Annotated in this window: 19 protein-coding genes and 1 pseudogene; 4 read left to right on the forward strand and 16 right to left on the reverse strand. The window is 72.4% G+C overall.

All coding sequences use genetic code 11. The features are described 5' to 3' along the window. Positions 1-56 precede the first annotated feature (56 nt). On the reverse strand, positions 57-998 hold the full coding sequence (locus NYF13_RS32510; RefSeq protein ID WP_315661754.1) for a hypothetical protein: 942 nt from the start codon (positions 996-998) through the stop codon (positions 57-59). 250 nt (positions 999-1,248) lie between these two features. Here NYF13_RS32510 and NYF13_RS32515 point away from each other — a divergent pair, with 250 nt between their 5' ends. Continuing rightward, positions 1,249-2,967, forward strand: a complete 1,719-nt coding sequence (locus tag NYF13_RS32515; RefSeq protein ID WP_315661755.1) for a DUF6801 domain-containing protein — start codon at positions 1,249-1,251, stop codon at positions 2,965-2,967. Positions 2,968-3,195: 228 nt separating this feature from the next. On the opposite strand, the gene NYF13_RS32520 is transcribed toward NYF13_RS32515, so the two are convergent. The 7 genes from NYF13_RS32520 to NYF13_RS32550 form a co-directional block, all read right to left on the reverse strand. Then, positions 3,196-4,482, reverse strand: a complete 1,287-nt coding sequence (locus NYF13_RS32520) for a helix-turn-helix domain-containing protein (protein WP_315661756.1) — start codon at positions 4,480-4,482, stop codon at positions 3,196-3,198. Positions 4,483-5,469: 987 nt separating this feature from the next. After that, positions 5,470-6,273 (reverse strand): arginase family protein, encoded by an 804-nt coding sequence (locus tag NYF13_RS32525; RefSeq protein WP_315661757.1) that lies wholly within the window; start codon positions 6,271-6,273, stop codon positions 5,470-5,472. 121 nt (positions 6,274-6,394) lie between these two features. Beyond that, positions 6,395-9,772: a pyruvate carboxylase gene (locus NYF13_RS32530; RefSeq protein WP_315661758.1), complete on the reverse strand. Its 3,378-nt coding sequence runs from the start codon at positions 9,770-9,772 to the stop codon at positions 6,395-6,397. 521 nt (positions 9,773-10,293) lie between these two features. Next, entirely contained in the window at positions 10,294-11,514 is a 1,221-nt protein-coding gene (locus tag NYF13_RS32535; protein ID WP_315661759.1) for an erythromycin esterase family protein, read from the reverse strand. 158 nt (positions 11,515-11,672) lie between these two features. Continuing rightward, a complete protein-coding gene (locus NYF13_RS32540) occupies positions 11,673-12,197 on the reverse strand; it encodes a GNAT family N-acetyltransferase (protein ID WP_315661760.1) in 525 nt (174 codons plus the stop codon). Beyond that, positions 12,194-14,347, reverse strand: coding sequence for an ATP-dependent DNA helicase RecG (gene recG, locus NYF13_RS32545; RefSeq protein WP_315661761.1), 2,154 nt, complete (start codon positions 14,345-14,347; stop codon positions 12,194-12,196). The genes NYF13_RS32540 and recG overlap by 4 nt, the downstream gene beginning before the upstream one ends. A gap of 2 nt (positions 14,348-14,349) precedes the next feature. After that, entirely contained in the window at positions 14,350-15,924 is a 1,575-nt protein-coding gene (locus tag NYF13_RS32550) for a DAK2 domain-containing protein (RefSeq protein ID WP_396287811.1), read from the reverse strand. A 609-nt stretch (positions 15,925-16,533) separates the two neighbouring features. Between NYF13_RS32550 and rpmB the strand changes: the two genes are divergently transcribed. Then, positions 16,534-16,725: a 50S ribosomal protein L28 gene (gene rpmB, locus NYF13_RS32555; RefSeq protein WP_091623274.1), complete on the forward strand. Its 192-nt coding sequence runs from the start codon at positions 16,534-16,536 to the stop codon at positions 16,723-16,725. Between the two features lie 59 nt (positions 16,726-16,784). Here rpmB and NYF13_RS32560 read toward each other — a convergent pair whose 3' ends face one another. The 5 genes and pseudogenes from NYF13_RS32560 to NYF13_RS32580 all read right to left on the reverse strand — a co-directional run bounded on the left by NYF13_RS32560 (position 16,785) and on the right by NYF13_RS32580 (position 20,416). Next, on the reverse strand, positions 16,785-17,576 hold the full coding sequence (locus NYF13_RS32560; protein ID WP_315661762.1) for an alpha/beta hydrolase: 792 nt from the start codon (positions 17,574-17,576) through the stop codon (positions 16,785-16,787). A 99-nt stretch (positions 17,577-17,675) separates the two neighbouring features. After that, entirely contained in the window at positions 17,676-18,353 is a 678-nt protein-coding gene (locus NYF13_RS32565; RefSeq protein WP_315661763.1) for a uracil-DNA glycosylase, read from the reverse strand. A gap of 31 nt (positions 18,354-18,384) precedes the next feature. Next, entirely contained in the window at positions 18,385-18,915 is a 531-nt protein-coding gene (locus tag NYF13_RS32570; RefSeq protein ID WP_315661764.1) for a gamma carbonic anhydrase family protein, read from the reverse strand. 58 nt (positions 18,916-18,973) lie between these two features. Next, positions 18,974-19,393 (reverse strand): annotated as a pseudogene (locus tag NYF13_RS32575) (GNAT family N-acetyltransferase); the annotation flags it as partial. Positions 19,394-19,459: 66 nt separating this feature from the next. Further along, the gene (locus NYF13_RS32580) at positions 19,460-20,416 is read right to left on the reverse strand and encodes a thiamine-phosphate kinase (protein ID WP_315661765.1); all 957 of its coding nucleotides are present in this window, start codon (positions 20,414-20,416) and stop codon (positions 19,460-19,462) included. 139 nt (positions 20,417-20,555) lie between these two features. Between NYF13_RS32580 and NYF13_RS32585 the strand changes: the two genes are divergently transcribed. Both NYF13_RS32585 and NYF13_RS32590 read left to right on the forward strand, forming a co-directional pair. After that, positions 20,556-20,789 (forward strand): Lrp/AsnC ligand binding domain-containing protein, encoded by a 234-nt coding sequence (locus NYF13_RS32585; protein ID WP_091623261.1) that lies wholly within the window; start codon positions 20,556-20,558, stop codon positions 20,787-20,789. Between the two features lie 19 nt (positions 20,790-20,808). Next, complete coding sequence (locus NYF13_RS32590) at positions 20,809-21,360, forward strand: DUF3515 domain-containing protein (protein WP_315661766.1); 552 nt, start codon at positions 20,809-20,811, stop codon at positions 21,358-21,360. Here NYF13_RS32590 and NYF13_RS32595 read toward each other — a convergent pair. From NYF13_RS32595 to NYF13_RS32605, 3 genes are all read right to left on the reverse strand, one after another. Then, positions 21,341-22,693, reverse strand: coding sequence for an MFS transporter (locus NYF13_RS32595; protein ID WP_315661767.1), 1,353 nt, complete (start codon positions 22,691-22,693; stop codon positions 21,341-21,343). The genes NYF13_RS32590 and NYF13_RS32595 overlap by 20 nt on opposite strands. Before the next feature lie 313 nt (positions 22,694-23,006). Beyond that, complete coding sequence (locus NYF13_RS32600; protein ID WP_315661768.1) at positions 23,007-24,104, reverse strand: D-alanine--D-alanine ligase family protein; 1,098 nt, start codon at positions 24,102-24,104, stop codon at positions 23,007-23,009. A 914-nt stretch (positions 24,105-25,018) separates the two neighbouring features. Continuing rightward, the gene (locus tag NYF13_RS32605) at positions 25,019-26,389 is read right to left on the reverse strand and encodes a PLP-dependent aminotransferase family protein (protein WP_315661769.1); all 1,371 of its coding nucleotides are present in this window, start codon (positions 26,387-26,389) and stop codon (positions 25,019-25,021) included. Positions 26,390-26,458 lie beyond the last annotated feature (69 nt).

Genomic DNA, 26,458 nt, shown 5'->3' on the forward strand with positions numbered 1-26,458 from the left:
TTCCCGGGGCACGAAACGGGGGCGACCACCGCGGTCGCCCCCGTTTTCGGGTGGGGTCACTGGCAGGCGTTCAGATCCGGCTTGAGCACGAAGGTCGACCCGTTGCCCGCGGAGGCGCCGAAGATCGGGGCGCAGGCCGAGGGGTCGCTCTCCCCGGAGATGTCGGACCCCCAGAGCACGATCGTGCCGTCGGCCTTGACCGCCACGTTGTGGTTCCAGCCGGCGTCGATCGCGACCACGCCGGACGTCGCGTCGGCCGGCACCTCGACCTGGTGGAAGTTGTCCCGGCCCCAGGCGATGACGCCGCCGTTCTTGAGCGCCAGGCTGTGGTCGTAACCGGCCGAAACCGCGCTGACCCCGGAAGCCGCGGCCGCCGGTACCGTCGTCTGGCCGTAGGTGTTGTTGCCCCAGGCCAGGACGCCGCCGTTCTTCAGCACCAGGTTGTGGTCGCCGCCCGCGGAGATCGCGCTGACCCCGGAAGCCGCGGCGGCGGGCACGTCGGTGCGGGAGCCCCAGCTGACCACCTGACCCCCCTGCTTCAACGCGAGGCTGTGCACATTGGACGTCGAGATCGCCGTGACCCCGCCGGCCACCGAGGCGGGCAGGTCGGTCTGGCCGTACCAGTCGTTGCCCCAGGCGTAGACCTTGCCGTTCTTGAGCGCGAGCTCGTGGGCCCACCCCGAAGAAACCTGCGCGACACCCGCGGTGAGGCCCGCGGGCACCTGCGTCTGGCCGAAGTTGTTGTCGCCCCAAGCGAGCACGCCGCCGTTGCGCAGCGCGAGCGCGTCGATACCACCGGCCGACATCGACGTGACGCCGTCGGCGGTCTCCGGCGGGATGGCGAGCGTCACGGTGATCGCCACCCCCCAGCCGAACACGCCGCCGCTGGGCGCCGCCGTGGCGGCCCCGGCCGTCCACAATGGCACGGCGACCGCCAGCGCGGCGCCGAGAACGACGCCGCGGCGCGGGATCCGTCGGGACCGAAAGACACCAGACACAGCAGCCTCTTCTCTCCTGGCCATTTTTCGGCGATGCTTCCAGCCGGTCCGAGCCCGGTAAACCACGCCGGATTTCTTTGTCACCCCGCTACGAAAACGCCGGTCCGGGCACGCAGGATCGGACAACAAAACCGGCCTTGACCAGGGGGTTGTCCCCAGGTCTTGTCACCGGTTGAACCCGCGGGTAACTTCGACTGCGGCGGAGCCCGAATGCATTTGCCCGCCCGGAAAATGGGGCGGTGGAGCAGCAGTGGCAGTTCGTTTCCGGCAGCGAACCCGGTCCCTCACGGTCCTGTCGGTGCTGGGCGTCCTGAGCGCCGCCGGCGGCACGCTGACCGCGGCCGGCTCGTCCGCCGCACCGGGCCCGGACCGCACGGCCACCCACACCGCGAGCGTGACGGTGGCCATGACCTGCCCCCTGGCCGGCCCGGTCCCGCTCACCGTCCGCACGACCGCGACCCTGCCGGCCTCGGTGAAGACCGGCCAGACGCTGTCCATCGACGATTTCACCACCACCTTCACCCTGCCCCACGCCGTCGCCCAGACCCTGACCACCACGGGCCGCCTCGCCGGCGGGCTCACCTTCGGCCTCGCGATCCAGCGGGACGACAAGAAGGACACCATCCCCGTCCCGATGACCTTCGCCCCCACCGCGGTGCCGCCCACCGGCGACGTCACGTTGACGGCCACCGGCCAGGCCCCCGGACTGGCCCTGGACACCCCGGGCGCCGTGACCCTGAACGTCACGGCCCCGACCCTCGCCCTCTCCCCGGCCCCAGCGGGCACCGGCACCAGCTCCGGCCCGGGCCCCGGCCCCGGTAGCGGCCCGGGCACCAGCGCCCCGGGCCCCGCCCCCGGTCACCAGCCCGGTGCTCCCGGCACCGGCACCGGCACTCCGGGCAACGGCACCCCCAACCCAGGCACCGGCTCCAACCCCACCGGCGGCGGCTCCGGCAGCGGTGGCAGTGGCGGCTCCAGCAGTGGCGGCAGTGGCAGTGGCAGTGGCTCCAGCACCGGCTCCAGCACCGGCGGCGGCGGCGGCGACACCGCGTCCGGCTCCGCCACCGACCCCAGCACTCCCCCCTCCGGCGAGCCCCCGGCGACCGGCACCACGCCCCCCACCGGAAGCTCCCCCACCGGCACCCCGCCCGCGAAGCAGGTGGCCTGCACCCTGGCCCCCGACCAGCCCACCGAGCTGGGCACGCTCGTGGTGCTCCCCGGCCAGGGCGTGGCTGCCGGCGCCAGGGCCCAGGTCGAGGACGACGAGCCGCTGACGATCGTCACGCCGCTGGTCCTGGTCCGGATCGTGGCCAAGTCCACGGTCAGGCGCCTGGGCGCGAACCTCACCAGCTCGCCGACCGCCCTGCTCAACGGCGTCTGGACCATCCGCCTCGACCCGAACACGGGCATCCCGATCGACAGCACCGTCTCGGGCACCACGTCGTTCAAGCCCCTGCAGTCCACCTTCCTCGGCTTCGGCTTCGTCCCGGTGACCGCGACGGTCGAGTTCCTCCCGGTCGACTACCTCAACGCCAGGCAGATCCCGATCAACGGCACCATCACCACCGACGCGAACAACGCCTCCATCCTCACCACCCACATCGACGTGATGGCCCGTCTCAGCAACGCCAAGGTGAACGGCCAGCCCCTCGACGTGGGCCCGGACTGCGTCACCTCGCAACCCGTCGGCTTGGACGTCCGCGGCCCCTACGAGCCCCTGGGCGTCGGCTCCATCGGCACCGACCCGAACTCCCCGGATCCCAAGTTCCGCGGATTCACCCTCCCGCCGTTCCGCGGCTGTGGCGCCACCGAGCCCCTGAGCCCGCTCCTCACCGGCATGGCCTCGGGCCCCGGCAACCAGGCCCACGTGGAGACCCTGAACCTGGCCGAGTGCACGACCCCGGACCACAACCAGTGCCCACCGGACGCGAACTCCCCGGGCGCGCAGGCCGCGAAGTCCCCCCGCTGACCCACCACGCCCTGGCCCCGCCGGAACCGCCACGCGCCCTTCGACGTCTCCGCGTCTCTCAGCCGGGCACCCTCGCCCAACGCACGTCCGAAAGATGGCGTCGTCCCGCAGCGGCGAAACCAGGGAAACCCCCAGCGGCCCCCACCCGCGGCCGTGAGCGAAACCGATGTCGTCGCTCAGCGGCCACGCCGGCTCTCGCCGCTCAAGGCCGAGAGTCGAGAGCCGAGGTCAGTGCTCACTCCAGTGCGGGCTCCGGCGCGGTGAGGGCATCAGCTCGCCCACGGGGAGGCCGCCCACCCAAGTCTCGCCGGCCGACGGGCGGTCCGGGCCGCAGCCGCGCAGCACCAGTTCCAGTTCGAAGCGAGCCGACGGGTCGCGCAGGCGGTCGCCGAACGTCGCCTGCAGCTGGCGCATGCGGTAGCGCACCGTCTGGGGGTGGACCTGGAGGCGTTCGGCGATCTCGACGACGTTGCCCTGGCTGTCGAGCCAGGCCCGCAGCGTCTCGAGGAGGCGGTCCTGCTGCTTGTCCGTCATTTCGGCGAGCGGGGCGAACAGCCGGGCGCGCAGCAGCGTGACCAGCGCGGTATCGGAGTTCACCAGCAGCGCGGCCAGGTGTTCTTCGGCGCGGATCACGCGCTGACCGGGGATTCGCCCCCGATCGGCGAGGACCAGGGCGGCCCGGGCCCAGCGCAGCGAATCCGCGAGGCTCTCCAGCGGCACGCACGGCCCGATGGCCAGGCAGTGGTCCGGCAGCGCCGCCTGCAACGTCGCCAGCCGCGCGCCGCCGATCGGTCCCGGGACGACGATGCGCGGCTCGACCCCGTCGAGTTCGGCCAGGATGTCGGAATCCAGCGTGACGCGCCGGCGGGGATGCGCTTCGAGCAGCGGCCGGACCGCGATCGGCGACACCAGTTCCGGCACCGCCCAGCCGGTGAGCTGCGCGAGTTCCGCCACCGCCTTCGCCGGGGCGGCCGGAACCTCCAGCAGCAATCCGAGCAGCTTCCGCCGCCAGGTCTCCAGCGCGCCGGCCGTGCGGGCCTTCGCCTCCAGGTAACCGTCGAGGGCCACCGACGCGAGTTCGTCCATGAACGCCAGCATCGCGTCCGCCAGCTGCGACATCACCGCCGAGGAAAGCCCGCTGCGGCGCCCGACCCGCATGATCCGCCGCCACGACACCCGCGCGCCGACGCGATAGGCCGACTGCAGCGTGTCCAGGCTCCGGCCCTCGCGCATCTCGTTCTGCCCGAGCCGGTGGTGCACCTCGTGCGACTGCTCCTTGGACGCGCTCGGATCGGCGATCTGCGCCACGAACAGCGTGATCGCGTACTCCACCCCGGCCCGGATCGACTTCCCGTACGGCCCGTCGAGCGGCCGCGCGTACGCCGGGATCGTCGCCTGGATCTCGTCGACGATCTCCTCGGAGAGGCTCGCCAGCTCCGGCCGCAGGATCTCGGCCAGCTTCCGGGGCAGCGCCGACGGGGGCACCGGATGATCGACTCCGCGCTCCACCGACATCGCAGCTCCTTTGCCCCACCCCGGTTCCCCGCCGACGCCGAAGCCCGGCCGGGCACCCCGCGGCCATCGAGGGGTGACACCGGACACATCGAAAACCCAAGCTCAAATGTGTCACCTCCCGCAGAAGAAACCGATTTCTTGTCACTTTCGTTATAATTTCACCGGGTAGGGCCCGAACCTCATGACAAATCTCCCCCCCAGCTGCCGCGTAAAGTACGTACGAACGGACGAACCAGCGCGCCGGCCGGAAGCAGCCGGTCCGGCCGGGTTATGCCGATCGCCCGGTGGCCGGGAGAACGGCAAGGTGCAGGCCGGTTCGCCCAGCGGAGACGGCTCGGGGCGACGCTGGACCAGGCCACGGTCAGCGTCCGCTACCGGTGCCGCCGCCGGTAGCCCTGCCGTCCATGAGCGTCCCGCTCGTCCTGCCCGCGGCCGACCTGCTGTCCGTCCAATTCGGCGACACACGATCGTGGCCGCTCTCCTGATCGGCGCGCTGACTGCGGAAGTGCTCGCTCCGCGGACAGCTCGCACCGCCCGACGAAAGCCACGCTGACGACCCGCCGCATGACCAATTTCGCCCCGGCAAGCGCGCTACCTCCGCGCTACGCTCACCGCCGCGGTCCACCTGGTCATCCTCGGCCAGTGGACCTCGCTCGGCACCACCGTCGCCGCCATCGTCGCGGCCTGATCGAGTAGCCGAGCCGTGCCGAGTTGCTTCGCGAAGCAGCCGGGGAGTTCGCCTTCAGGGTGCGTGAAGTCGGCGGCGGACCGGCCGGGGACCGTCGACGCCGTTCGCGCGGCGCTGGGCTAGAGCTCAGCGGAACACGACAGCTGATGGTCCGCATCCGAGCCGGCCGGCGTGGTTTTCGCCGTGCGATGACCGATCCACGTCACGGCCGCGGGCACACCTCCTTCGGGCCGCACGCGCGCGTGGTCGTCTACCAGCAAGGACACCGGGATGAACCGCCGGCGTTCCTGGACCAGGGATCAAGCCCGCATCAGCAACCTCCCCACTGCGGCGACAACGGGTTCGAGCACGCTCAGTTGCGCCCCGGTGCCCACGCACTCCGTGATTCCCGCGCCGACGACGTCCATTTCGGACAGTCCGTCCAGCGCCTCGATCAGCCTGCTGATCGTCAGCCCGCCGGGCTCCGGGTGGTTCAGCCCGCCGAATTCCGCCGGGTCCAGGACGTCCAGGTCCAGGTGCAGGTACACCCGGTCCGCGCCGGCCGCGCGCAGCGTCGCGGGGACGTCCTCGGTTCGCACGGCCAAGCCGCGGGTGAGCGCTTCCCGCTCGGCCGGGTCGAAAACCCGCGCGCCGAACAGCGCGACCCGGCCAGGCTCCAGCGCCGGGCTCGCCGCGAACGACGCGTCACCCTCGCCGAGCAGCGACCGCAACACCATGCCGTGGAAGGCGCCGGACGGCGACGACTCGGCCGTGTTCAGGTCCGCGTGCGCGTCGAGCCAAGCGACGCCCAGCCCTGCACCGTGCCGGAAGCGCGCGACCCCGATCGGGATCAGCTCGACGCCGCAGTCGCCGCCGATGGTCAGCACCGGACCGCCCGGGGCCTCCAGCGCGGCCAGTTGCGCCGCGCGGTTCGCGCCGGTGAGCACGGCCCGGTGGGCGACGCCGTCGACCACGCCGGACGTCGCAGGGTCCTGGCGGACGTGGCGCACCGGCCGCCCGAGCACGTGCCCGGCCAGTTCGGAGAGTTCGAGGCAGCCGTCGACCAGCCCGGACGCTCTCGGACCGATCGCGCCCTGCCACTGCGGCACCGCGTTGATCAGCATGCCGCCGACGTTAGCGCGGGCGCGCCGCCGAACACGAGCCCAGAACGTCGCGAACGGCCCATTCGCCACCCAGGGGAGCGAACGGGCCGTTCGCGACCCGTAAAGCTGGCGCCGGACCCGGCTACTCGAGCACGATGAGGAGGTCCCCGCCCTCGACCTGCTGAACGGAGGTGATCGCCAGACGCCCGACCTTGCCCGCCGCCGAAGCGGTGATGGATGCCTCCATCTTCATGGCCTCGATCGTCGCCACGGTCGCGCCCGACTCCACCTCGTCGCCCTCGGCCACCTGCAGCGTGACCACGCCGGCGAACGGGGCGGCGATCTGCTTCGGGTTGCCCTTTTCCGCCTTTGCGGTGGCCGGGATGTCCGAAGCGATGGAGCGGTCCCGGATCTGGATCGGCCGGATCTGGCCGTTCAGGGAGGACATGACCGTGCGCAGGCCCCGCTCGTCCGCCTCGCCGATCGCCTCCAGCTCGATGAGCAGGCGCACGCCCGGCTCCAGATCGACCGCGTACTCCTCGCCGGGACGCAGTCCGTAGAAGAAGTCCTTGCTGGGCAGCACGCTGGTGTCGCCGTAGGCCTCGCGGTGGGCCCGGAACTCCTTCGTGGGGCCCGGGAACAGCAGCCGGTTCAGCGCGCCGCGGCGGTCGTCGGTCAGCTCCTTGCGGTCCTCATCGGACAGCTCCACCACCGGCTTGGCCGCCGAACGGCCCTCGAGGGCCTTGGTGCGGAACGGTTCCGGCCAGCCGCCCGGCGGGTCGCCGAGCTCACCGCGCAGGAAGCCGATCACGGAGTCGGGGATGTCGAACTTGTTCGGCTCCGCCTCGAAGGCCTCGGGGGACACGCCCGCGCCGACGAGGTGCAGCGCGAGGTCGCCGACCACCTTGGACGAAGGCGTCACCTTCACCAGGTGGCCGAGGATCTTGTCCGCGGCGGCGTACATGGCCTCGATGTCCTCGAAGCGGTCGCCGAGACCCAGCGCGATGGCCTGCGTGCGCAGGTTGGACAGCTGCCCGCCCGGGATCTCGTGGTGGTACACACGACCGGTGGGCGAGGCGAGGCCGGCTTCGAAGGGCGCGTAGATCTTGCGGACGCTCTCCCAGTACGGCTCCAGGTCCCCGATCGCCTGCAGGTCGAGGCCGGTGGAGTGCTCGGAGTGGTCGGTGGCCGCGACGATCGAGCCGAGCGAAGGCTGCGACGTGGTGCCCGCCATCGACGAGACGGCGCCGTCCACCGCGTCCGCGCCCGCCTGGATCGCGGCGAGGTAGGTGGCGAGCTGGCCACCCGCCGTGTCGTGGGTGTGGATGTGCACCGGGAGGTCGAACTCCCGGCGCAGCGCGGTCACCAGCTTCGCCGCGGCCGGCGCGCGGAGCAGCCCCGCCATGTCCTTGATCGCCAGGATGTGCGCGCCGGCGCCGACGATCTGCTCGGCCAGCCGCAGGTAGTAGTCCAGCGTGTAGAGCTTTTCCCCGGGGTCGGACAGGTCGGAGGTGTAGCAGAGCGCGACCTCGGCGACGGCGGTTCCGGTCTCGGCGACGGCCTCGATCGCCGGCCGCATCTGCTCGACGTCGTTCAGCGCGTCGAAGATGCGGAAGATGTCGATGCCGGTGGCGGCCGCCTCCTCGACGAAGGCGTTCGTGACCTCGGTCGGGTAGGGCGTGTAGCCGACGGTGTTGCGGCCGCGCAGCAGCATCTGCAGGCAGATGTTCGGCACGGCCTTGCGCAACTGGGCCAGCCGCTCCCACGGGTCCTCGGCCAGGAAGCGCAGCGCGACGTCGTACGTGGCGCCGCCCCAGCATTCCAGCGAGAGCAGTTGCGGCACGGTGGCGGCGACCACCGGCGCGACGGCCAGCAGATCCTTCGTCCGCACCCGCGTGGCGAGCAGGGACTGGTGCGCGTCGCGGAACGTCGTGTCCGTGACGCCGAGCAGCGGCGATTCGCGCAGCCAGCTCGCGAAGCCGACGGGACCCAGCTCGGCGAGCTTCTGCTTGGAGCCGTCGACCGGCTTGAAACCGGCCGGGATCTTCGGCAGCTTCTCGGCCGCTTCCGGGGTGCGCGGGCGTTCGCCGTGCGGCTTGTTCACCGTCTGGTCGGCCAGGTAGGTGAGCAGGCGCGTGCCGCGGTCGGCGGAGTGGCGCGCGGTGAGCAGGTGCGGGCGCTCCTCGATGAACGAGGTGGTGACGTTGCCCGCGCGGAAGTCCGGGTCGTCCAGGACGGCCTGCAGGAACGGGATGTTCGTCGACACCCCGCGGATGCGGAACTCGGCGACCGCGCGCCGGGCCCGGCCCACGGCGGTCTTGAAGTCCCGGCCGCGGCAGGTGAGCTTGACCAGCAGCGAGTCGAAGTGGGCGCTGATCTCGGTGCCGGAGAAGGCGGTGCCGCCGTCGAGCCGGATGCCGGAGCCGCCGGGCGAGCGGTAGGCGCTGATCATGCCCGTGTCCGGGCGGAAGCCGTTGGCCGGGTCCTCCGTGGTGATCCGGCACTGGAGCGCGGCGCCGCGCAGGTAGATCTTCTCCTGCGAGAGGCCGAGGTCGTCGAGGTTCTCGCCCGAGGCGATCCGCAGCTGGGACTGCACGAGGTCGACGTCGGTGACCTCCTCGGTGACCGTGTGCTCGACCTGGATCCGCGGGTTCATCTCGATGAAGACGTGGTTGCCCTGCTTGTCGAGCAGGAACTCGACCGTGCCGGCGTTGCGATAGCCGATCTGGCGCGCGAACTTGACGGCGTCGGCGCAGATCCGGGCCCGCAGATCCGGGTCGAGGTTCGGCGCGGGCGCCAGCTCGACCACCTTCTGGTGGCGGCGCTGGACCGAGCAGTCGCGCTCGTAGAGGTGGATGACGTTGCCCTCGCCGTCGGCGAGGATCTGCACCTCGATGTGCCGCGGCTCGACCACGGCCTTCTCCAGGAACACCGTCGGGTCGCCGAACGCGGACTCGGCCTCGCGCGCGGCGGCTTCGATCGACTCACGCAGCTGGGCCGGCTCCTGGACCCGCCGCATCCCGCGGCCGCCACCACCGGCGACGGCCTTCACGAACACCGGGAAGCCCAGGTCTTCGGCCGCGGCCACCAGGGCGTCGACGTCGCTCGACGGTTCCGACGAGCCCAGCACCGGCACGCCGGCCTCGCGCGCCGCCTTCACGGCGCGGGCCTTGTTGCCCGTGAGCTCGAGGATGTCGGCGGGCGGGCCGACGAACGTGATCCCCGCCTCCTCGCAGGCGCGGGCCAGGTCGGGGTTCTCCGACAGGAAGCCGTAACCCGGGTAGATGGCGTCGGCGCCCGCCTTCTCGGCGGCGGCCACGATCTCGTCCACCGAGAGGTAGGCGCGCACCGGGTGACCCGGCTCACCGATCTCGTAGGCCTCGTCGGCCTTCAGCCGATGCAGTGAGTTGCGGTCCTCGTGCGGGAACACGGCGACCGTGCCCGCTCCCAGTTCGTAGCCAGCGCGGAACGCCCGGATGGCGATCTCGCCGCGGTTGGCCACCAGCACCTTGCGGAACATGCCCGGTCCTTCCCGTTTCGGATCGGTAGTGAAGGCACGTTACCCGGTTTTTCCCGCGGTCCGGGAGCCGTTGCCCAGGTGATGGACATCATGTGCGCCGACCCGGGTGCATGATGCGGGGAGCTCGGCGCGCCCGCAACCGCCCGGGGCCGGGCACGCGGCCGCCGGTCAGCTGTGCCTGCGGGTCCGTTCTCGACCACGCCGGCTTCGTGGCCTGCACCAACGCGGTCGTGACGTCCGCCGATGCGACGTCCTGGCCCGGCGGCCGGTGGAGCACGGGCGGCGAGCCGGTGACAGCGTTGTCAGGCTTCGCGCTGGGTGCGCCCCTGATACCGACGACGGTGACCGCGGGCCGGTGCGCATTCTGCGTCGCCGATGGGCGGCAGCTCGGCGTCACACGATGGGCTGATCCGTGGTCCGCCGGGCCAGCTCGCCTCGAAGACGGCTGGGGGCTGGTGATCGTCGACCCGGCGTGGCCTCGCCATCGAGCGGCGACTTCGGGGGGCGCCGTCGCCCCCTTCTCAAGCAGACGCGACGTTGGCGCTGGCCGACATCCGCGGCAGGTGGACCAAGGCGTCGAAGGCTTCCCCCACGTCGACCGGGGTGAACAGGTGGGCGTGCCGAATGCTCGACGGTCCGGAGCCCCCCTTCCCGCGGTTGGCCCGCAGGTCGACCAGGCACGAACCCGATTCGGCCAGCGCCGCCTCCACGCTGCCTTCCGCGGGCGGCGGCAGCTCGTTCTCGTGGACGCGGAAGCCGAGGCGTTCGCCGTCGTCCGGGGTGAGGCCGGTGGTGGTACCCGCGCCGGCCGTGACGCCGAGGGTGAAGTAGTCGTCGCCGAGTTCTGCCGCCAGGTGGGTGCCCGCCGAGGGGAAGCGCATCGCCCCCTTCGGCGCGAAGGGCATGCGTTGCAGGTGTCCGTTGTGGACCATCAGGATGATCTTCTCGCTCTCGTGCAGGCGCCGCAGCAACTGGACCGTCGAGGCCATGTAGGTGTCACGCGAAGAGCTCACGAGCTCCGGCGCCGCGCCGGACATCATCGCCGCCAGCTCTCGCAGGTAGGTGTCGACGCGAAGGGCGCCCTCGGCCTGGTGCTCGGCGACGGCGTGTGCATGGGGATCGCCCGCGTGCCGCTGCCGGTACACCGGGCCCAGCGAACGGAGGTGAGCGGCGAGCACGGTCAGCGCCGCCGTCGCCGCGTCGCGGGCGGGCGCGGCCATCGCCGCGTAAAGGCCAGGGGCGATCGCGCTGCTTACCGACGCGTACGGCTCCGAAGCGGTGAGACCGGCCTCGACCAGGGGGAGCACGTCCGGGTCGACCTCCTCCAGGTAGCGCCGGACGGCGAGCAGCGCCGGCGCCGGTGAGCCGGCCGAGCTGGGGAGATCGAGGCCCGCGTAACGGACCTCGCCGTTCTCGCGCAGCCAGGTGAGCATTTCGTGCATCTCAGGCGAGCCGCCGAGGTTGAAGGTGAAGCCGTCGCGCGCGACGTCGGCGACCTCGCCGGGGCCGCCGCGCAGCCATTCGTCGACGAGGAACCCCTCCGTGAAACCCGACTCGAAGCCCAGCACCGTGAACCCGCACTCGGTCACCAGGTGCCGCAGGAGCCGGTTGCGCAGCTCGCCGAACTCGCGGATGTGGTGGTTGTTCTCGCCGATCGCCACGACGCGCGCGTCGCCGATCAGGTCCGCGATCGGGGTCACGTCGTCGGGCGAAAAGGGTGTCACTGCGTCGAGGGCTGGCATACTGCGGCACGCTAACGCACCGGCAGCGGCAGGTGGCAACCGAAATCAGCCGGGACGCGCCGACCGGGTGCCCGCGCGGACCGCTCAGACCGCCGGGCCGGGTGCGGGGCATCGACCGGCTCGGCAGGCGCCACTTCGCCAGCCTGACGGCCCCGCTCTCAACCGCCCAGCGGCAGCCGGTACCGGACTTCCTCGAGCGTCACGGTTCCGTCGTTGGTCGTCTCGACCCTGGTGCGGTCGTCCGGGGACCAGCCGGCGCGTTCGTAGAACCGGCGGGCCCGGCGGTTGGTCGAGAGGACCCACAGGGTGGCCGTGGTGAAGGATCGCGCCAGCGCCGTCACCGCGTCTTCGTGCAGGGCTCGCCCCGCGCCCTGCCCCCAGTGGTCCGGCAGCAGGTAGATCGACGCCAGCTCACCGACTTCCGCGGTCGCGTCCTGGTCGCGGCTGGGGCAAGCGACGGCGAAGCCCGCGACGGCGCCCTCCGCGGTCGCGACCAGCACCGTGTGGCAGGCCTCAGGCGCGGACAACGTCTCGGTCCAGAAGCGTTCGCGCGCCGGCACCGAAAGGCCGCCCAGGAACTCCGCCGGGAGCAGACCTTCGTACGCCGCCTGCCAGGAACCGATGTGGACGGTGGCGATACCGGCCGCGTCGGCGACCGTGGCGGGCCGGACGGACAGGGTCAACTCTTCTCCAGGTACTCCGCGCGGTCCACGTCCACGACGTCCGAAACCATCTGGGCCAGCCGAGGGTAGTGCGACAACGACGGATCGCGCACCACGATTTCCTGCGACTGCTCGCGTGCTTCGGTGATCACGTCCTCGTCGCGCAGCAGCGAAAGCAGCTTGAGGCTCGAACGCGTGCCGGACTGCGAGGCGCCGAGGATGTCCCCCTCGCGACGCAGTTCGAGGTCCAGCCGCGACAGTTCGAAACCGTCCGTGGTCGATTCGACCGCGGCCAGCCGTTCGCGGGTCGAGGTGCCGTCCAGGGTCTCGGTGACCAGCAGGCACAGGCCCGGCACGCTGCCCCGGCCGACGCGCCCGCGCAACTGGTGCAGCTGGCTCACGCCGAACCGGTCGGCGTCGAGGATCACCATGGCCGTCGCGTTGGGGACGTTCACGCCGACCTCGACGACGGTGGTCGCCACGAGCACGTCCACCTTCCCCTCGCCGAACGCGCGCATCACGGCGTCCTTCTCGTCGGACGGCATCCGGCCGTGCAGCGCGGCGATCCGCAGCCCCTTCAACGGCCCGCCCACCAGATCGGGGGCGACGTCCAGCACCGCGAGCGGCGGACGCTTGTCGCTCTTGTCCGACGGCGGCTCGTCGCCGATGCGCGGGCACACGACGTACGCCTGGTGTCCCTTCGCGACCTCTTCGGTGACGCGCTGCCACACGCGGTCGAACCACGCGGGCTTCTCCGCGACCGGCACCACCGTGGTCTTGATCGGCGAGCGACCGACGGGCATCTCGCGCAGCGCGGACGTCTCCAGGTCGCCGTACACGGTCATCGCGACCGTGCGGGGGATCGGCGTCGCCGTCATGACGAGCACGTGCGGGCTGGTGGAGTCGGCGCCGCGCGAACGCAGCGCGTCCCGCTGCTCCACGCCGAACCGGTGCTGCTCGTCGACCACCACGAAACCCAGATCGGCGAACTGCACGGTGTCCTGGATCAGCGCGTGGGTGCCGACGACGATGCCCGCCTCGCCGCTGACCGTCTCCAGCAACGATTTCTTGCGCTCCTTCGCGCCCATCGAGCCGGTGAGCAGCGTGACGCGCGTGGCGTTGTCCGCCGCGCCCAGCTCTCCGGCTCGGCCCAGCTCGCCCAGCATCTCGCGCAGGGAACGGGCGTGCTGCGCGGCCAGCACCTCGGTGGGCGCGAGCAGCGCGGCCTGTCGCCCCGAATCGACGACCTGCAGCATCGCCCGCAGCGCGACCACGGTCTTGCCGGAGCCGACCTCGCCCTGCAGCAGGCGGTTCATGGGGTGCTCGGTCGCCAGATCGGCGGCGAGGTCTTCGCCGATCGCGCGCTGGCCCGCGGTGAGCTCGAACGGCAGCCGCCGGTCGAACGCGTCGAGCAGGCCGCCGTCGGTGTGCGGGCTGGCCTTGGCCGGCCGGGACACCACGGAATGGCGCCGCTGCGCGAAGATCAGCTGGACGGCCATGGCCTCGTCCCACTTCAGCCGGTGCCGCGAAGTCTCCAGGTGGGCCCAGTCCTCGGGCCGGTGGATGCCGCGCAGCGCCCGCTCCAGCGCGGGGAGGCCGTGGCGCTTCAGCAGTTCCTCGGGCATCGGGTCCTCGTCGACCTCCAGCACGTCGAGCACCTGGCGCACGCACTTGGCGATCGACCACGACGGCATGCCCTGGGCCGCCGGGTACACCGGGATGATCTCGGCGAGGAAGCTGTCGACGGCTTCGGCCTCACGCTCGGCGTCGAGCAGCTCGTACTCCGGGTTCGCCAGCTGCAAGGTGTCGCGGAACGCGGTCACCTTGCCCGCGAACAGGCCCGTCTTGCCGGGTGCCAGCTCCTTCTCGCGCCACGCCTGGTTGAAGAACGCGCAGGCCAGCCGGCGCTTGCCGTCGGTGATGACCATGTCCAGGATGGTGCCGCTGCGCGACTTCATGCGGCGCTTGCTGATCTTCTCGATGCGCGCCAGCACGGTCGCGTGCTCGCCCAGCTCCAGCCCGGCGATGTCGGTGAGTTCGCCGCGCTCGGCGTACCGGCGCGGGTAGTGGCGAAGCAGGTCCGAAACGGTCTCGATGTCCAGCGCCCCGGAAAGCGCCTTCGCCGTCTTCGCGCCCAGCAGCAGCGGAAGCTTGTCGCGTAGCCCGGCCATCTCTATTCGACCCCCATCAGCAGCACGGCCTCGGCCTGGCCACTGGCATAACTCGTCAACTCCACCTCGGGGTGTTCCAGCCGGACCTGCTCGGCGAGCTCGGCGGCCACCCCGGGCGGGGCGTCCGCGCCGGCCAGGACGGTGACCAGCTCGCCGCCGAGGGTCAGCATCCGGTTCAGCACGCCCATCGCGGCCGCGACCAGGTTCGTCGCCGAGGCGGGCGCCGGTTCGATCAGCACCACCTCGTCGTCGACCAGTCCGATCACGTCACCGGACTGGGCCCGGCCCACCCAGGTTAGCGACTCCTCACCGGCGATCCGCAGCTCGCCACGCCTGGTGGCGGCGGCGGCCTCGGCCATGGCGACGACGTCGTCGTTGACGCGGCGGTCCCCGTCGTGCACCGCGAGCGCGGCCAGCACCTGCACCGGCGACGCGCACGGGATTACCACGACGTCACGGTCACCGGACATCGGGTGCCCGGCGGCGGTGTCCGCCGCGGCGGACAGGGCCGTGCCGCCGGGCAGCACCGTGACGTGCCGGCCCGCGGCCTCGTTGAACAGCCCGATCATGTCCTCGACGCCCGGCGTCTCGCCGTCCGGCACCGCCAGCACGGCGACGCCCTCCGCCCGCAGCAGCTCGGCCAGCCCACCGCCGCGGACGACCGCCACCACGGACCGGTCCAGCCCGCCACCGGGTTCGATCGGCGTCGGCGTGAGCAGCGGTTCGACGCGGATGCGGCGCGGGCGGCCGAGGTCCAGCCCGGCCTCGATGGCGGCGCCGATGTCGGCGCAGTGCACGTGGACGGCGTGGCTACCCGAGCCGTCCCCCGCGACCGTCACGCTGTCGCCGAAGCCGCTCAGCTCCTTGCGCAGCACCGGGAGCTGAGCCTCGTCGACGCCGTCGAGCAGGTACATGACCTCCCACGCGTATGGCGCGGACTCGGCCACCGGCGCGGCGACGGCCGCCTCCAGCTCGTGCTCGGGCGCGGTGGTCTTGCCGGAGATCACGCCGGCGAGCGCGTCGAGCACGGCGACCAGCCCGCGGCCACCCGCGTCCACGACCCCGGCCTTCGCGAGGGCGGGCAGCTGTCGGGGAGTCTGTTCGAGCGCAGCGGCGGGGGTGGCGGCGGCGGTCTCAGCGACCTCGGCGAGCGACCGCGTGTCCCCGCGGACGGCCGCGGCCACCGAGTGCAGGACGGTGAGCATCGTCCCCGCGACGGGCCGGCTGACCGCACCCGTGGCGACCTTGTCGGCGTGCCCGAGCGCGGCGGCCAGCCCGACGCCGTCCAGCTCGTCCCCGGTGGCCGCCCATTCGGCGATCCCCCGGACGACCTGGGAGATGATCACGCCGGAGTTCCCCCGGGCCGCGGCCACGGCACCCCGGGCGAGAACGGCGAGAGCGGCGGCAACCTCGACGGCGGCCGAGGGCTTGGGGGGCGCTTGGGTGGGGGCAGACGGGGTGAGGGCGGACAGGATGGCGGCGTCGCCACTGGATGGCGACGGCTCCTCGTCGGGCCCTGATGGGGCGTCGGCCTGCGGGCCGCTGCTTAGGGCGGCTTCGCCTGACGAGGGCGACACGCTCGCCGGGCCGGACTTGCCGCCCACCGGCGAGACACGATCCACGACCGTCTCGGCCGCCAACGGCGAAGCACTCTCACCAGCGGTGTCGCCCGCCAACGGCGAGACACTCTCACCAGCCGTCTCGCCCGCCAACGGCAAAACACTCTCACCAGCGGTGTCGCCCGCGAACGGCGAGACGCCTCCGTCGCTGGAGGCACTCGTAACCGGCGAACCGGCGCTCCGACTGGCGTCGCCCTCCTGCGGCGAACCAGCGTCGCCTGTCGACGGCGACGGGCCGTCCTCTGCGGCTGGGTCACGGAGCGCGGCGGCGAGAGCGTCGCGCGCGCCGGTCAGCGTGTGGAGGAGGTTGGACCCCGTGTCGGAGTCCGCGACGGGGTACACGTTGATGCCGTTGATCGCCGGGCGCAGCCGGTCCAGGCTGCGCACGCACGCCGCCGACCAGGCGGTCACCGCTGCCACGTCCAGCACCCGCACCCGTAACCTCCTCGCTGGTTCCCGCGAGGGTATCGACCCCGTGACGACCCGCCTGAGACCACTCGTTACTATGGTCGAGTTGCCCGGCTGGTTCGGGCGCGCATTCTTAGTCCCATATCAGAGGAGTTCGACGTGGCTGCCGTGTGCGACGTCTGTGGCAAGGGACCGGGCTTCGGTAAGTCGGTCTCGCACTCCCACCGGCGTACCAACCGCCGGTGGAACCCGAACATCCAGACTGTGCACGCCAAGATCGGCGTGTCCCAGCGCAAGCGTCTCAACGTGTGCACCTCGTGCATCAAGGCCGGCAAGGTTGTCCGCGGCTGACGTGAAGGCCGAAAATTGGCGGGTGCCCCCAGGGGCACCCGCCATTTTTCTGTCCGGGATCAGGCCAAGAACCCGCTGAGCAGAGCGCGAAGGGACTCCGGCTGGTTCAGCACGCTGTGGTCCTGCCCCTCCAGCGTCTCGTAGCGGCCGCCGGGGACCGCGGAGGCGACGGCCCGCGCACCGGCCCGCAGCCACTCCTCGCCGGTGCCGCCGCCGATGGCCAGGACCGGTACGCCGATCTTCGCTAGGTGGTCGGCGGGCAGGTGGTTGCCCGGGCCGCAGATTTCGAGGTCGTAGGCCAGTGTGGGCGCCAGCGCCGTGCACCAGCTCCAGGCGGGCGACGCCTTCATGCCCGCCACCTGCTGCTCCGGGGCACCGACGCCCTCGGTCAGGAACAGCTCGACGGCGCCGTCGCGGTCGTCGGCGGAAAGCCGCGCCCGCACCCGCGCGACCAGGTCCTCACCTGGACGTCGCCGCGAATCGACGACGACGAACGGCGGCTCGTAAGCGGCGACCTTGATGATCGGCAGGCCCCGCGAGGCCGCTTCCAGCGCCAGGATCGCGCCCGAGGAGTGCCCGAACACCGCCGCCGAGCCGCCCACGTGCGAGATCAGCGCGGCCAGGTCCTCGACCTCGCGGGCCACCTCGTAAGCCGCCGCGTCGCCGCTGTCACCACGGCCTCGCCGGTCGGGGGCGACGGCCCGGAAACCCGCGTCGGCCAGCACGGCGGCGAGGCCGGCGACCGACGTCCGGTCGTTCATGGCGCCGCCGACGAGGATCACGGGCGTGCCCTCACCGGTGCTGTCGAAGGCGATCCGGGTGCCGTCGGCGGAAGTGACGGTGGCGGTCATGGCAGTCCTCCTGGTTTCGGAGCAGTTCATCACGACCTGACCGGAACCGGACGACCGGGCAACCGGACCGGACGGGCACCGCCGGGCCGCCGCCGGGGTTCAGGGGAGCTTCCACTCCACCGGCGACGCGCCCTGCTCGGCCAGCAGCTGGTTCGTGCGGCTGAACGGGCGCGAGCCGAAGAAGCCGTTGTGCGCCGAAAGCGGGCTCGGGTGCGCCGACTCGATGCACGGCACGTCGCCCAGCATCGGCCGCAGGTTGCGGGCGTTGCGGCCCCAGAGGATCGCGACCATCGGCTCGTCGCGGGCGGCGAGCGCCTTGATCGCCTGCTCGGTCACCTGCTCCCAGCCCTTGCCCTGGTGGGAGTTCGACTTGCCGGGCTGGACCGTCAGCGCCCGGTTGAGCAGCAGGATGCCCTGCTCGGCCCAGGGCGTCAGGTCGCCGTTGGCCGGCGACGGGTAGCCGAGGTCGTCGGCGTACTCCTTGTAGATGTTGATCAGGCTCTTCGGGATCGGCCGCACGTCGGGCGCCACCGAGAAGCTCAGCCCGACCGCGTGCCCCGGCGTCGGGTACGGGTCCTGGCCGACGATCAGCACGCGCACGTCGCGGAAGGGCTGCTTGAACGCGCGCAGCACGTGCTCGCCCGCCGGCAGGTAGGTGCGGCCGGCGGCGATCTCCGCGCGGAGGAACTCCCCCATCGCGGCCACCTGCGGGGCCACCGGTTCGAGGGCCTGGGCCCAGCCTTCTTCGACGATCTCGTTCAGCGGTCGTACGGTCACGGCCCGCGATCCTAGCGGGACTCGGGCGGGGTCAGCGGGGCGGGTCGAGGCGGCGGAGCTCCTGGCGGAACCGGGCGCCCCGGCGGACGTAGGAGTCGACCACGGCGGCGATCTGCTCCGGGGAGAACGACTGGTTCGGCCGCGTCTTCGCCGGCACGCCGAGGGCGATCTCGCCGCTGCCGACGCGGGAGCCGTACGAGAGCACCGCGCCCGCGCCGACCATGCCGCCGTCTTCGATCACCGTCCCGTTCAGCACCACCGAGCCGGACGCGATGAGGCAGCCGCTGCCGATCTCGGCCCCCTCGACGTGCACGGCGTGGCCTATCGCCGAAGACGGGCCGAGGATCGTCGGGTGCCGTCCGGTGCAGTGCACCACGCAGCCGTCCTGGACGTTGGACCGCTCGCCGATCTCGATGTAGCCGTGGTCGCCGCGCAGCACCGTCTGTGGCCAGACCGAGGCGTGCGCGCCGATCCGGACGTCGCCGATCACGGTCGCGTCGGGATGGACGTAGGCGTCCGGGTGGATCGAGGGAACGAGGTCACCGAGTGCGTAGATCGCCATGCCGTCTCCGGTTTCGTCGGTTTTCGTCCAAGCTGGAAGCGTCGGCGCTGGAACGGCCGAGGTCCTTGCCGAAGTACCGGCTCTCGATTTCGTCCTTGTACAGGCCGAAACCCGGGATCTCGGCGTAACCGGAGGAACCGTAGAGGGCGATCGCCTCGGGCTGCTCGGTGCCGGTCTCGAGCACCACGCGCAGCCGTCCGGCGGCGGCCGCCGTGCGCTCCAGCTCGGCCAGCATCACGCGGGCGTACCCACGACCGCGGGCGGCTTCGACCACGTACATGCGCTTCAGCTCGACGTCGCCGGGCCGGAACGCCGGCGCCGGCCCGTCGTGTGCCCGCCAAGCCCCCGTCGCGACCGGGGTCCCGTCGACGTAGCCGACCAGGAACAACCCGAGCGGGGACGCGAACTGCGCCGCGTCCATCGGCGTGGCGTCCTCGCTGCCGTACCGCTTCACGTACTCGAGCTGGACCTCGGCCATCAGCTTCGCCGCATCGGGGTGGTCGAACGCGACCGCACGGATCTCCACGCCGACCACTCTAGGCAGCTAGCGCCAGTGCTCCCAGCCGCCCTCGTGGCCGTACTCCCTGCCGTCCACGGTGACCCCGGAGTCCGGCATGGTCACGGTGCCGATGCGGCGCCAGCCTTCGGGCAGGTCGCCGAACGGCGGGAAGGTGGCCGCCAGCGCGTGGTCCTCGCCACCGGTGAGCACCCACTGCAGCGGGTCGGCGCCGAGCGCGGTGCCCACCTCCCGCAGCCGCGTGGACAGCTCCAGGTCGGTGGTCCGCACGTCGAGGCCGACCCCCGACGCCGCCGCGATGTGGCCGAGGTCGGCGAGCAGGCCGTCGGAGATGTCGATCATCGCCGTCGCCCCGGCGGTCGCCGCCCGCGGGCCGGCTTCGTAGGGCGGCTCCGGCCAGCGTTGCGCGTTGACGACGCCCACGGGCGAACGGAACCCGCGGCGCAGCACGGCCAGCCCGGCCGCGGCCCAGCCGAGCCGTCCGCTGACGGCCAGCAGGTCGCCGGGACGCGCGCCCGAGCGCGTCACCGGCTCCCGGTCTTCGAGGTCGCCGAGCGCCGTGATGCTGATCACGAGCTGGTCGGCGCCCACCATGTCGCCGCCGGAGACACCGGCCCCGGCGCGGACCGCCTCGGCCCAGATGCCGTCCATGATCTCGGTCACGACCTGGGCCGGCAGGTCCGGCGGGCAGGCGAACCCGACGAGCACCGTGGTCGGTTTCGCGCCCATGGCCGCGATGTCGGCCAGGTTCACGGCCGCGGCCTTGCGCCCGACCTGCCCGGGGCTCGACCAGTCCAGCCGGAAGTGCACGCCCTGCACCAGCACGTCCGTGCTCGCCACTACGCGCCCGTCCGGCGCCGCGACGACCGCGGCGTCGTCGCCGGGGCCGAGCAGAGTGGACGCCGGCTGGCGACGTCCTTCGGTGACCGCCTGGATCAGCGCGAATTCGCCGATCGCGGCCACCGTGCCGTCATTCGGTGACACCGGTCACCTCCAGTTTCTCTCCGGGCTCGAAAGCCTCGACCACCGACAGTCGGATCCCCTAGGTTTTTCCCGGGGCTGGCGATACGTTGCCTACACCGTTCCTACCTCGACACCATCGCCACCGACGAAAGGGCACGCCGTGGTCCACGCATACATCCTCATCCAGACCGAGGTCGGCAAGGCGGCCGCGGTGGCGGCGGAGATCGCCGGCGTCCCCGGCGTGACCAGCTCGGAGGATGTCACCGGACCGTACGACGTGATCGTGCGGGCGACCGCGGACACCGTGGACCAGCTGGGCCAGCTCGTCGTCGCCAAGGTGCAGAACGTCGAGGGCATCACCCGGACCCTGACCTGCCCGGTGGTCCACCTCTGAGCCGTGGTGCACTGGTCCGGTGGCTGATTCCGACACCGGCGCACCGCCGAAGGTGCTGCTCATCACGGCGGCCGGGCTCGTGGTCGCGCTGGCCGTGGCCGTCGCGGTCTTCGCACTGGTCCGGGGGAAGGCGACGTCCGACGCCGCTCCCCCGGACGCGAACGGCCCCCTCGCGCTCGTCGCCGTCCCGGCCCCGCACGCGGACGAGCAGCCGTGCACCACGCTCGTCTCCGCGCTCCCCGCGAGCCTGACGTCCAACGGCGAGCAGCTCGCGCGGCGCGCGCTGGCCGCGCCGTCGCCGAAAGCCACCGTCGCGTGGGGCGGGGGTGACGCCGTCGTCCTGCGCTGCGGGCTCGACCGGCCGCCGGAGCTGACGCAGACCGCGCAGCTTCGCGTCGTCAACGGCGTGCAGTGGCTGCAGCTCAGCGAAGACGGCTCGGCCACCTGGTACGTCGTGGACCGCGACGTCTACCTCGCCCTGACCATCCCGGACACCGCGGGCACCGGCCCGCTGCAGGCGATCTCCGACACCGTCGCGGCGAAGCTGCCGGTCAAGCCCCTGAAGTTCTAGCGGCAGTTCCGGCGGCGATGGCCTCCAGCGATTCGCCGGTGGTGCGTGGCCCCAGAACGGCGACGTCGATCATCAGCAGCACCATCGCGCCCGCCACCACGGCGTACATCGCGGTGGCGCCCGCCCCCTGAAGCACCGGCAGCAGGATGAACGGCATGGCCGCGGTGGCCAGCCGTGAGAGCGCGTACGCCGAGCCGGAGGCGGTCCCGCGCAACGACGTCGGGAACAGCTCGCCCTGGTAGGTGTGGAAGGCGTTCGAGAAGACGTTGCTGGCGGCCGTGTAGCAGAAGCCGAAGACGGCGATCAGCGCGCCGGCCGTCGAGTAGCCGAAGGCGAGCCCGAAGGCCGCCATCGCCGCCGCGCTGGCGACGATCAGCCACTTGCGCTCGATCCGCTCGATGACCGGGATCGACAGGGCCGAGCCGATCGGGTAGCCGAGGAAGGTCAGCGCGCTGAAGGTCAGGGAGCCGACCAGGGAGAAGCCCTTGGCCGCGAGCACGATGGGGACCAGCGAGCCGAAGCCGTAGTAGCCGAACGACTGGAGCAGCTGGAACCCGTAGAGCATCGCCGTGCGGCGAAACCACGGCGGGCGCAGCAGCGCGGACGCCCGGACGGGCTCCGGCGCGGGCGCCTCCGGTTCCGGCTCGGCCAGCGGCTGCGGCGCGGACGCCTCCAGCCGCCGGACGATTTCGTCCGCCTCCCGCTCTCGCCCGCGAGCGGCGAGCCAGCGCGGCGATTCGGGCAGCGTGAACCGCAGCCCCCAGACGATGGCCGCCCCCAGCGCGCCGATCACGAACAGCCAGCGCCAGCCGTCGACGCCCAGCGGCGAGTGGCCGACCAGCGCGCGGGCCAGAAACCCGGCGGCGGGGACGCCGCAGAACCCGATCGTGTAGGCCCACGCGGTCGCCCGGCCGCGGGCGCGGGCGGGCAGCAGGTCGGCGAGGTAGGCGTCGGCCACCGGCAGCTCCGCGCCGATGCCGATGCCCGCGACGAACCGGCAGGCCACCAGCATCCAGACGTCCGTGCTGAACGCGCCGAGCAGTGTGAAGACCGAGTAGATCCCGAGGGTGAGCAGGAACGCGCGCCGCCGGCCGAGCCGGTCCGCCAGCCGCCCGAGGAACACCGCCCCCACGAACGCCCCGACGAACGCCGAGGCGATCAGCGGCTTCAGCAGGTCGGCCGTGACCCCGAACTCCTTGGTCAGCACGGTGCTGATCGTGGCGGCGAGGAACAGGTCGTAGAGGTCGAAGAACGTCGCCACCCCCACCACGGCGACGAAGTACCGGTGCCGCCTGGTGACCGGCAGCCGGTCGAGCCGGGACGCGATCTGCACGCGTTGCCTCCTTGTACTTCCTTGTACTTCCTTGTACTCCGGTACTCCTGCGCTCCGGTGTTCCTGTGCTCCCGGCGTCGACGGCACGGGGCATCGACGTGCCGGGGCTCCCGCGTGCGGTGGTGGAACCGTGCCGACGCCGCGGTGGGAGTTTCGGGGGATCACTCTAGTGAGTGATCATGGGCCCGTCAGTGCCGCCGGTGCGGGGTTCGCCGTCCGGGGGCTACGGGCCCAGCGGGTGAATCCTGGTTCTTTCCGCCGTGCCGCCGGCCGGTGGGCGGGCGGGCGGGGGCGGAAAGCCCTCGGCCCGTCGTCAGCGAAGACCGGTGCCGCGGCTGATGGCGGTGTCGATGAGGGTGGTCAGGAGGGTCGCGTAGTCCACTCCGGTCACCTCCCACATCTTCGGGTAGGCGGACTTCGTGGTGAAGCCCGGCATGGTGTTGACCTCGTTGATCACCGGCTCGCCGTTCTCGGCGACGAAGAAGTCCACGCGGGCCAAGCCCTGGCAGTCGAGGGCGCGGAAGGCCTCGACCGCCATCGCGCGCACGCGTTCGGTGAGGGTGTCGTCGAGCTTGGCCGGGATGTCCAGCTCGGCGTCGTCGCCGAGGTACTTGGTGTCGAAGTCGTACCAGGAGTCGTCGTCCTCGGCGAGGACGCGGATCTCGGCCGGGAGGGAGGCCTCGACGCGGCCGTCCGGGAACTCCAGCACGCCGCACTCCACCTCGCGCCCGGTCACCGCCGCCTCGATGAGGACCTTGGGGTCGGTGCGCCGGGCCAGCTCGATGGCGTCGTCCAGCCCGGCCCAGTCGGTGACCCGCGAGATGCCCACCGAGGACCCCGCCCGCGCCGGCTTGACGAACACCGGCAGCCCCAGCCGGTCGCGGTCCGCCTTCTCCAATGTGGACTGTCCACGGCGGAGTGACGCGTACGAGCCCACTGCAAGACCTTCCGCGGCGAGGAGCTTCTTGGCGTACTCCTTGTCCATGGCCGCCGCGCTGGCGAACACGCCCGGGCCGACGTACGGGATCTCGGCGAGCTCGAGCAGGCCCTGGATGGTGCCGTCCTCACCGAAGGCACCGTGCAGCACCGGGAAGACGACGTCGACGCCGCCGAGCACCTCGGTCGCCTGACCGGGGTCGATCGTGCGCAGCTCGCGGCTGGTCGGGTCGCCCGCCAGCACGAGCGCGCGGCCGGAGGAGACGGACGGCAGCTCGCGTCCCTGGATGCTCAGCTCCTGCGGATCGCCGGTGCCGAGCACCCAGCCGCCCTGCGGCGTGATGCCGACCGGGAGGACCTCGAAGCGCTCCGGATCCAGGTTGGCGATGACACTGCCGGCCGACAGGCAAGAGATCGTGTGCTCGCTGCTGCGCCCGCCGAACACGACCGCCACCCGGATCTTTTCCGCACTCATAGCCGGTCACCGTACCGGTTGACCACGGCGAACAGCGCGGCCCCGTGGGCCGAGCGCGCCGGACATCACTCCCACCTCGCCGAGGCTCCCGGCCGGACCCGGCAATCCGGGCTGCCTGGCTCCGCCTCCCGCCCGCCCCCGACCTCCCGGCCGGCAGCTTCTTTCGCCCCGCCGAGGCGCACGGCTTCTCGCCACCCGACGGCAACGGCTGCGGCTGCCGCCGACCGGCTACGGCGCGCTCACCACTCAGCGGCCACGACCCTGTCGCCGCTCAGCGACCACAGCTCGCTACCCGCCGGATCGCAGCACTCTTGCCACCCGGCGGCCACCGCTTCTCGTCACCCAGGCGGCCGCAGATCTCACGCGCCACCCGACGGCCACCGTTCTCTCGCCACCCGACGGCCACGGCTCTCACGCGCCACCCGACGACCACCGCTCCCTCACCACCCGGCGACCACAGCCCTGCCAGCCCTCGGCTCGTCGCCACCCGGCGACCACAGCCCTGCCAGCCCCCGGCTCGTCGCCACCCAGCGACCACAGCTTTCGCAGCCCCGGCTCGTCACTACCCGGCGGCCACGGCTCTCACGCAGCACCCGACGGCCACCGCTTTCTCGCCACCCAGGCAGCCACCGCTCTCTCGCCACCTGGCGGCCATAGCTCTCTCGCGGCACCCAACGGCCACCGCTCTCTCGCCACTTGGCGGCCACAGCTCTTTCACGGCACCCGACGGCCACCGCTCTCTCGCCACCCGGCGACCACGGTTCTCACAGCCACCGGCTCGTCACCACCCGGCGAGAAGGGCAGTCGCCAACCCACGGCGACGGCCCGTTCGCCACCCGGCGGCGAAAGCAAAAAACCGCCGCCACCAGCCGAAACCCCTCGTCGCCGTTCCGCGGCGAAAGCCAGAGGCCCGCTCACCGAAGCAGGGAGACCAGCGTGGGCAGCGCCGTGACCAATGCCTCCCGGGAGCAGCCCGCGTAGCCCAGCGCCACCCCGTGTGCCGTGGGAGTTCCGGCGAAATGGCGGGCCAGGCCGTCGAGGCGGATGCCGTGCCGTTCGGCGGCGAGGATGCGGTCGGCTTCCTCCTCGGCGGACTCGAAGAGGACCACCAGGTGCGCGCCCGCGTCGTCGCCGAGGACCGGGACTCCGGCGGACGACAGGGCGTCCGACAGGAGGGTCCGGCGTTCGGCCAGTTCGCGGCGGAGCTTGCGGAGGTGACGGCCCAGGTCGCCGTGGCGGGCGAGTTCCACCAGGACCCGCTGGCCGGCCGGGGAGGGGCGCGTGCCCGTCAGGTCCCGGTAGGCCAGCACCGCCCGCACGACCTCCGACGGGCCCACCAGCCAGCCCGCGCCGAGCGTCGGGGTGAGGATCTTGCTCGTGGTGCCCAGGTGGACGACGACGTCGGGGGCGAGGGCGGCCAGCAGGGGCAGCGGGGCGACGTCGAAGCGCAGCTCGCCGTCGTAGTCGTCCTCGATGATCAGCAGGCCGTCCGCGCGGGCCCGTTCGACCAGCTCCACGCGCCGGGCCGCGCTCATCCGGCTGCCCATCGGGTACTGGTGGGCCGGCGAGCAGTAGACCGCCCGCGCGCCGGCCGGGATGGCGTCCGGGCGCAGTCCCTGACCGTCGACCGGCACGCCCACCACCGTGAGCCCGGCCTGCCGGAACGCCTGCACGGCCCGCTGGTAGCCGGGCTCCTCGAACGCGACGACCGCGCCGCGCCGCAGCACCGCGGCGGCCAGTTCGACCACCGCGGCCGTCGTGCCGCCCGTGGCGAGCACCGAGCCGACGGCCAGGCCGCGGTGGCGCAGCAAGTGCTCGGACACGGTCGCGCGGTACTCGGGCAGGCCCGCGCGGTGGGCCCGGATCAGCGGATCCGGGTCCGCCGCCGCCCGCCACGCGCGGCGCCAGGCCGCGCGGTCGAGCCCCTCGGCCCAGGGCGTGCCCGGGCTGAGGTCCAGCGACGATGCGGTCTCGGCGTCGGCCAGCGGCGGTCCGGACGGCGACACCGACGCGGCCGCGCGCGTCGGCGGGGTGGTCACGTACGTGCCCGAACCGTGCCGTCCGGCGATCCAGCCCTCGGCGTGCAGCTGCTCGTAGGCCGCCGACGTCACGGTGCGCGAGACGCCGAGCCGCTCGGCCAGCGCCCGGGTGGACGGCAGCCGGTCGCCGCCGCGCAGGTGGCCGCTCGCGGCGGCCACGCGCAGGGCGTCGGCCAGCTGGACGGCCAGCGGTGTGCCCGCCTCACGGTCGAGGTTGACCGGCAGCGCGGTGTCGGCGTACGACACGGAAACCTCCCGTACGGCGAAAGTGGACTTCTCAAGTGTACGAGAAGTGGACGTTCCACGAGTCCACTT

The organism is Amycolatopsis sp. PS_44_ISF1 (genome assembly GCF_032335455.1).
Taxonomy (GTDB): Bacteria; Actinomycetota; Actinomycetes; order Mycobacteriales; family Pseudonocardiaceae; genus Amycolatopsis.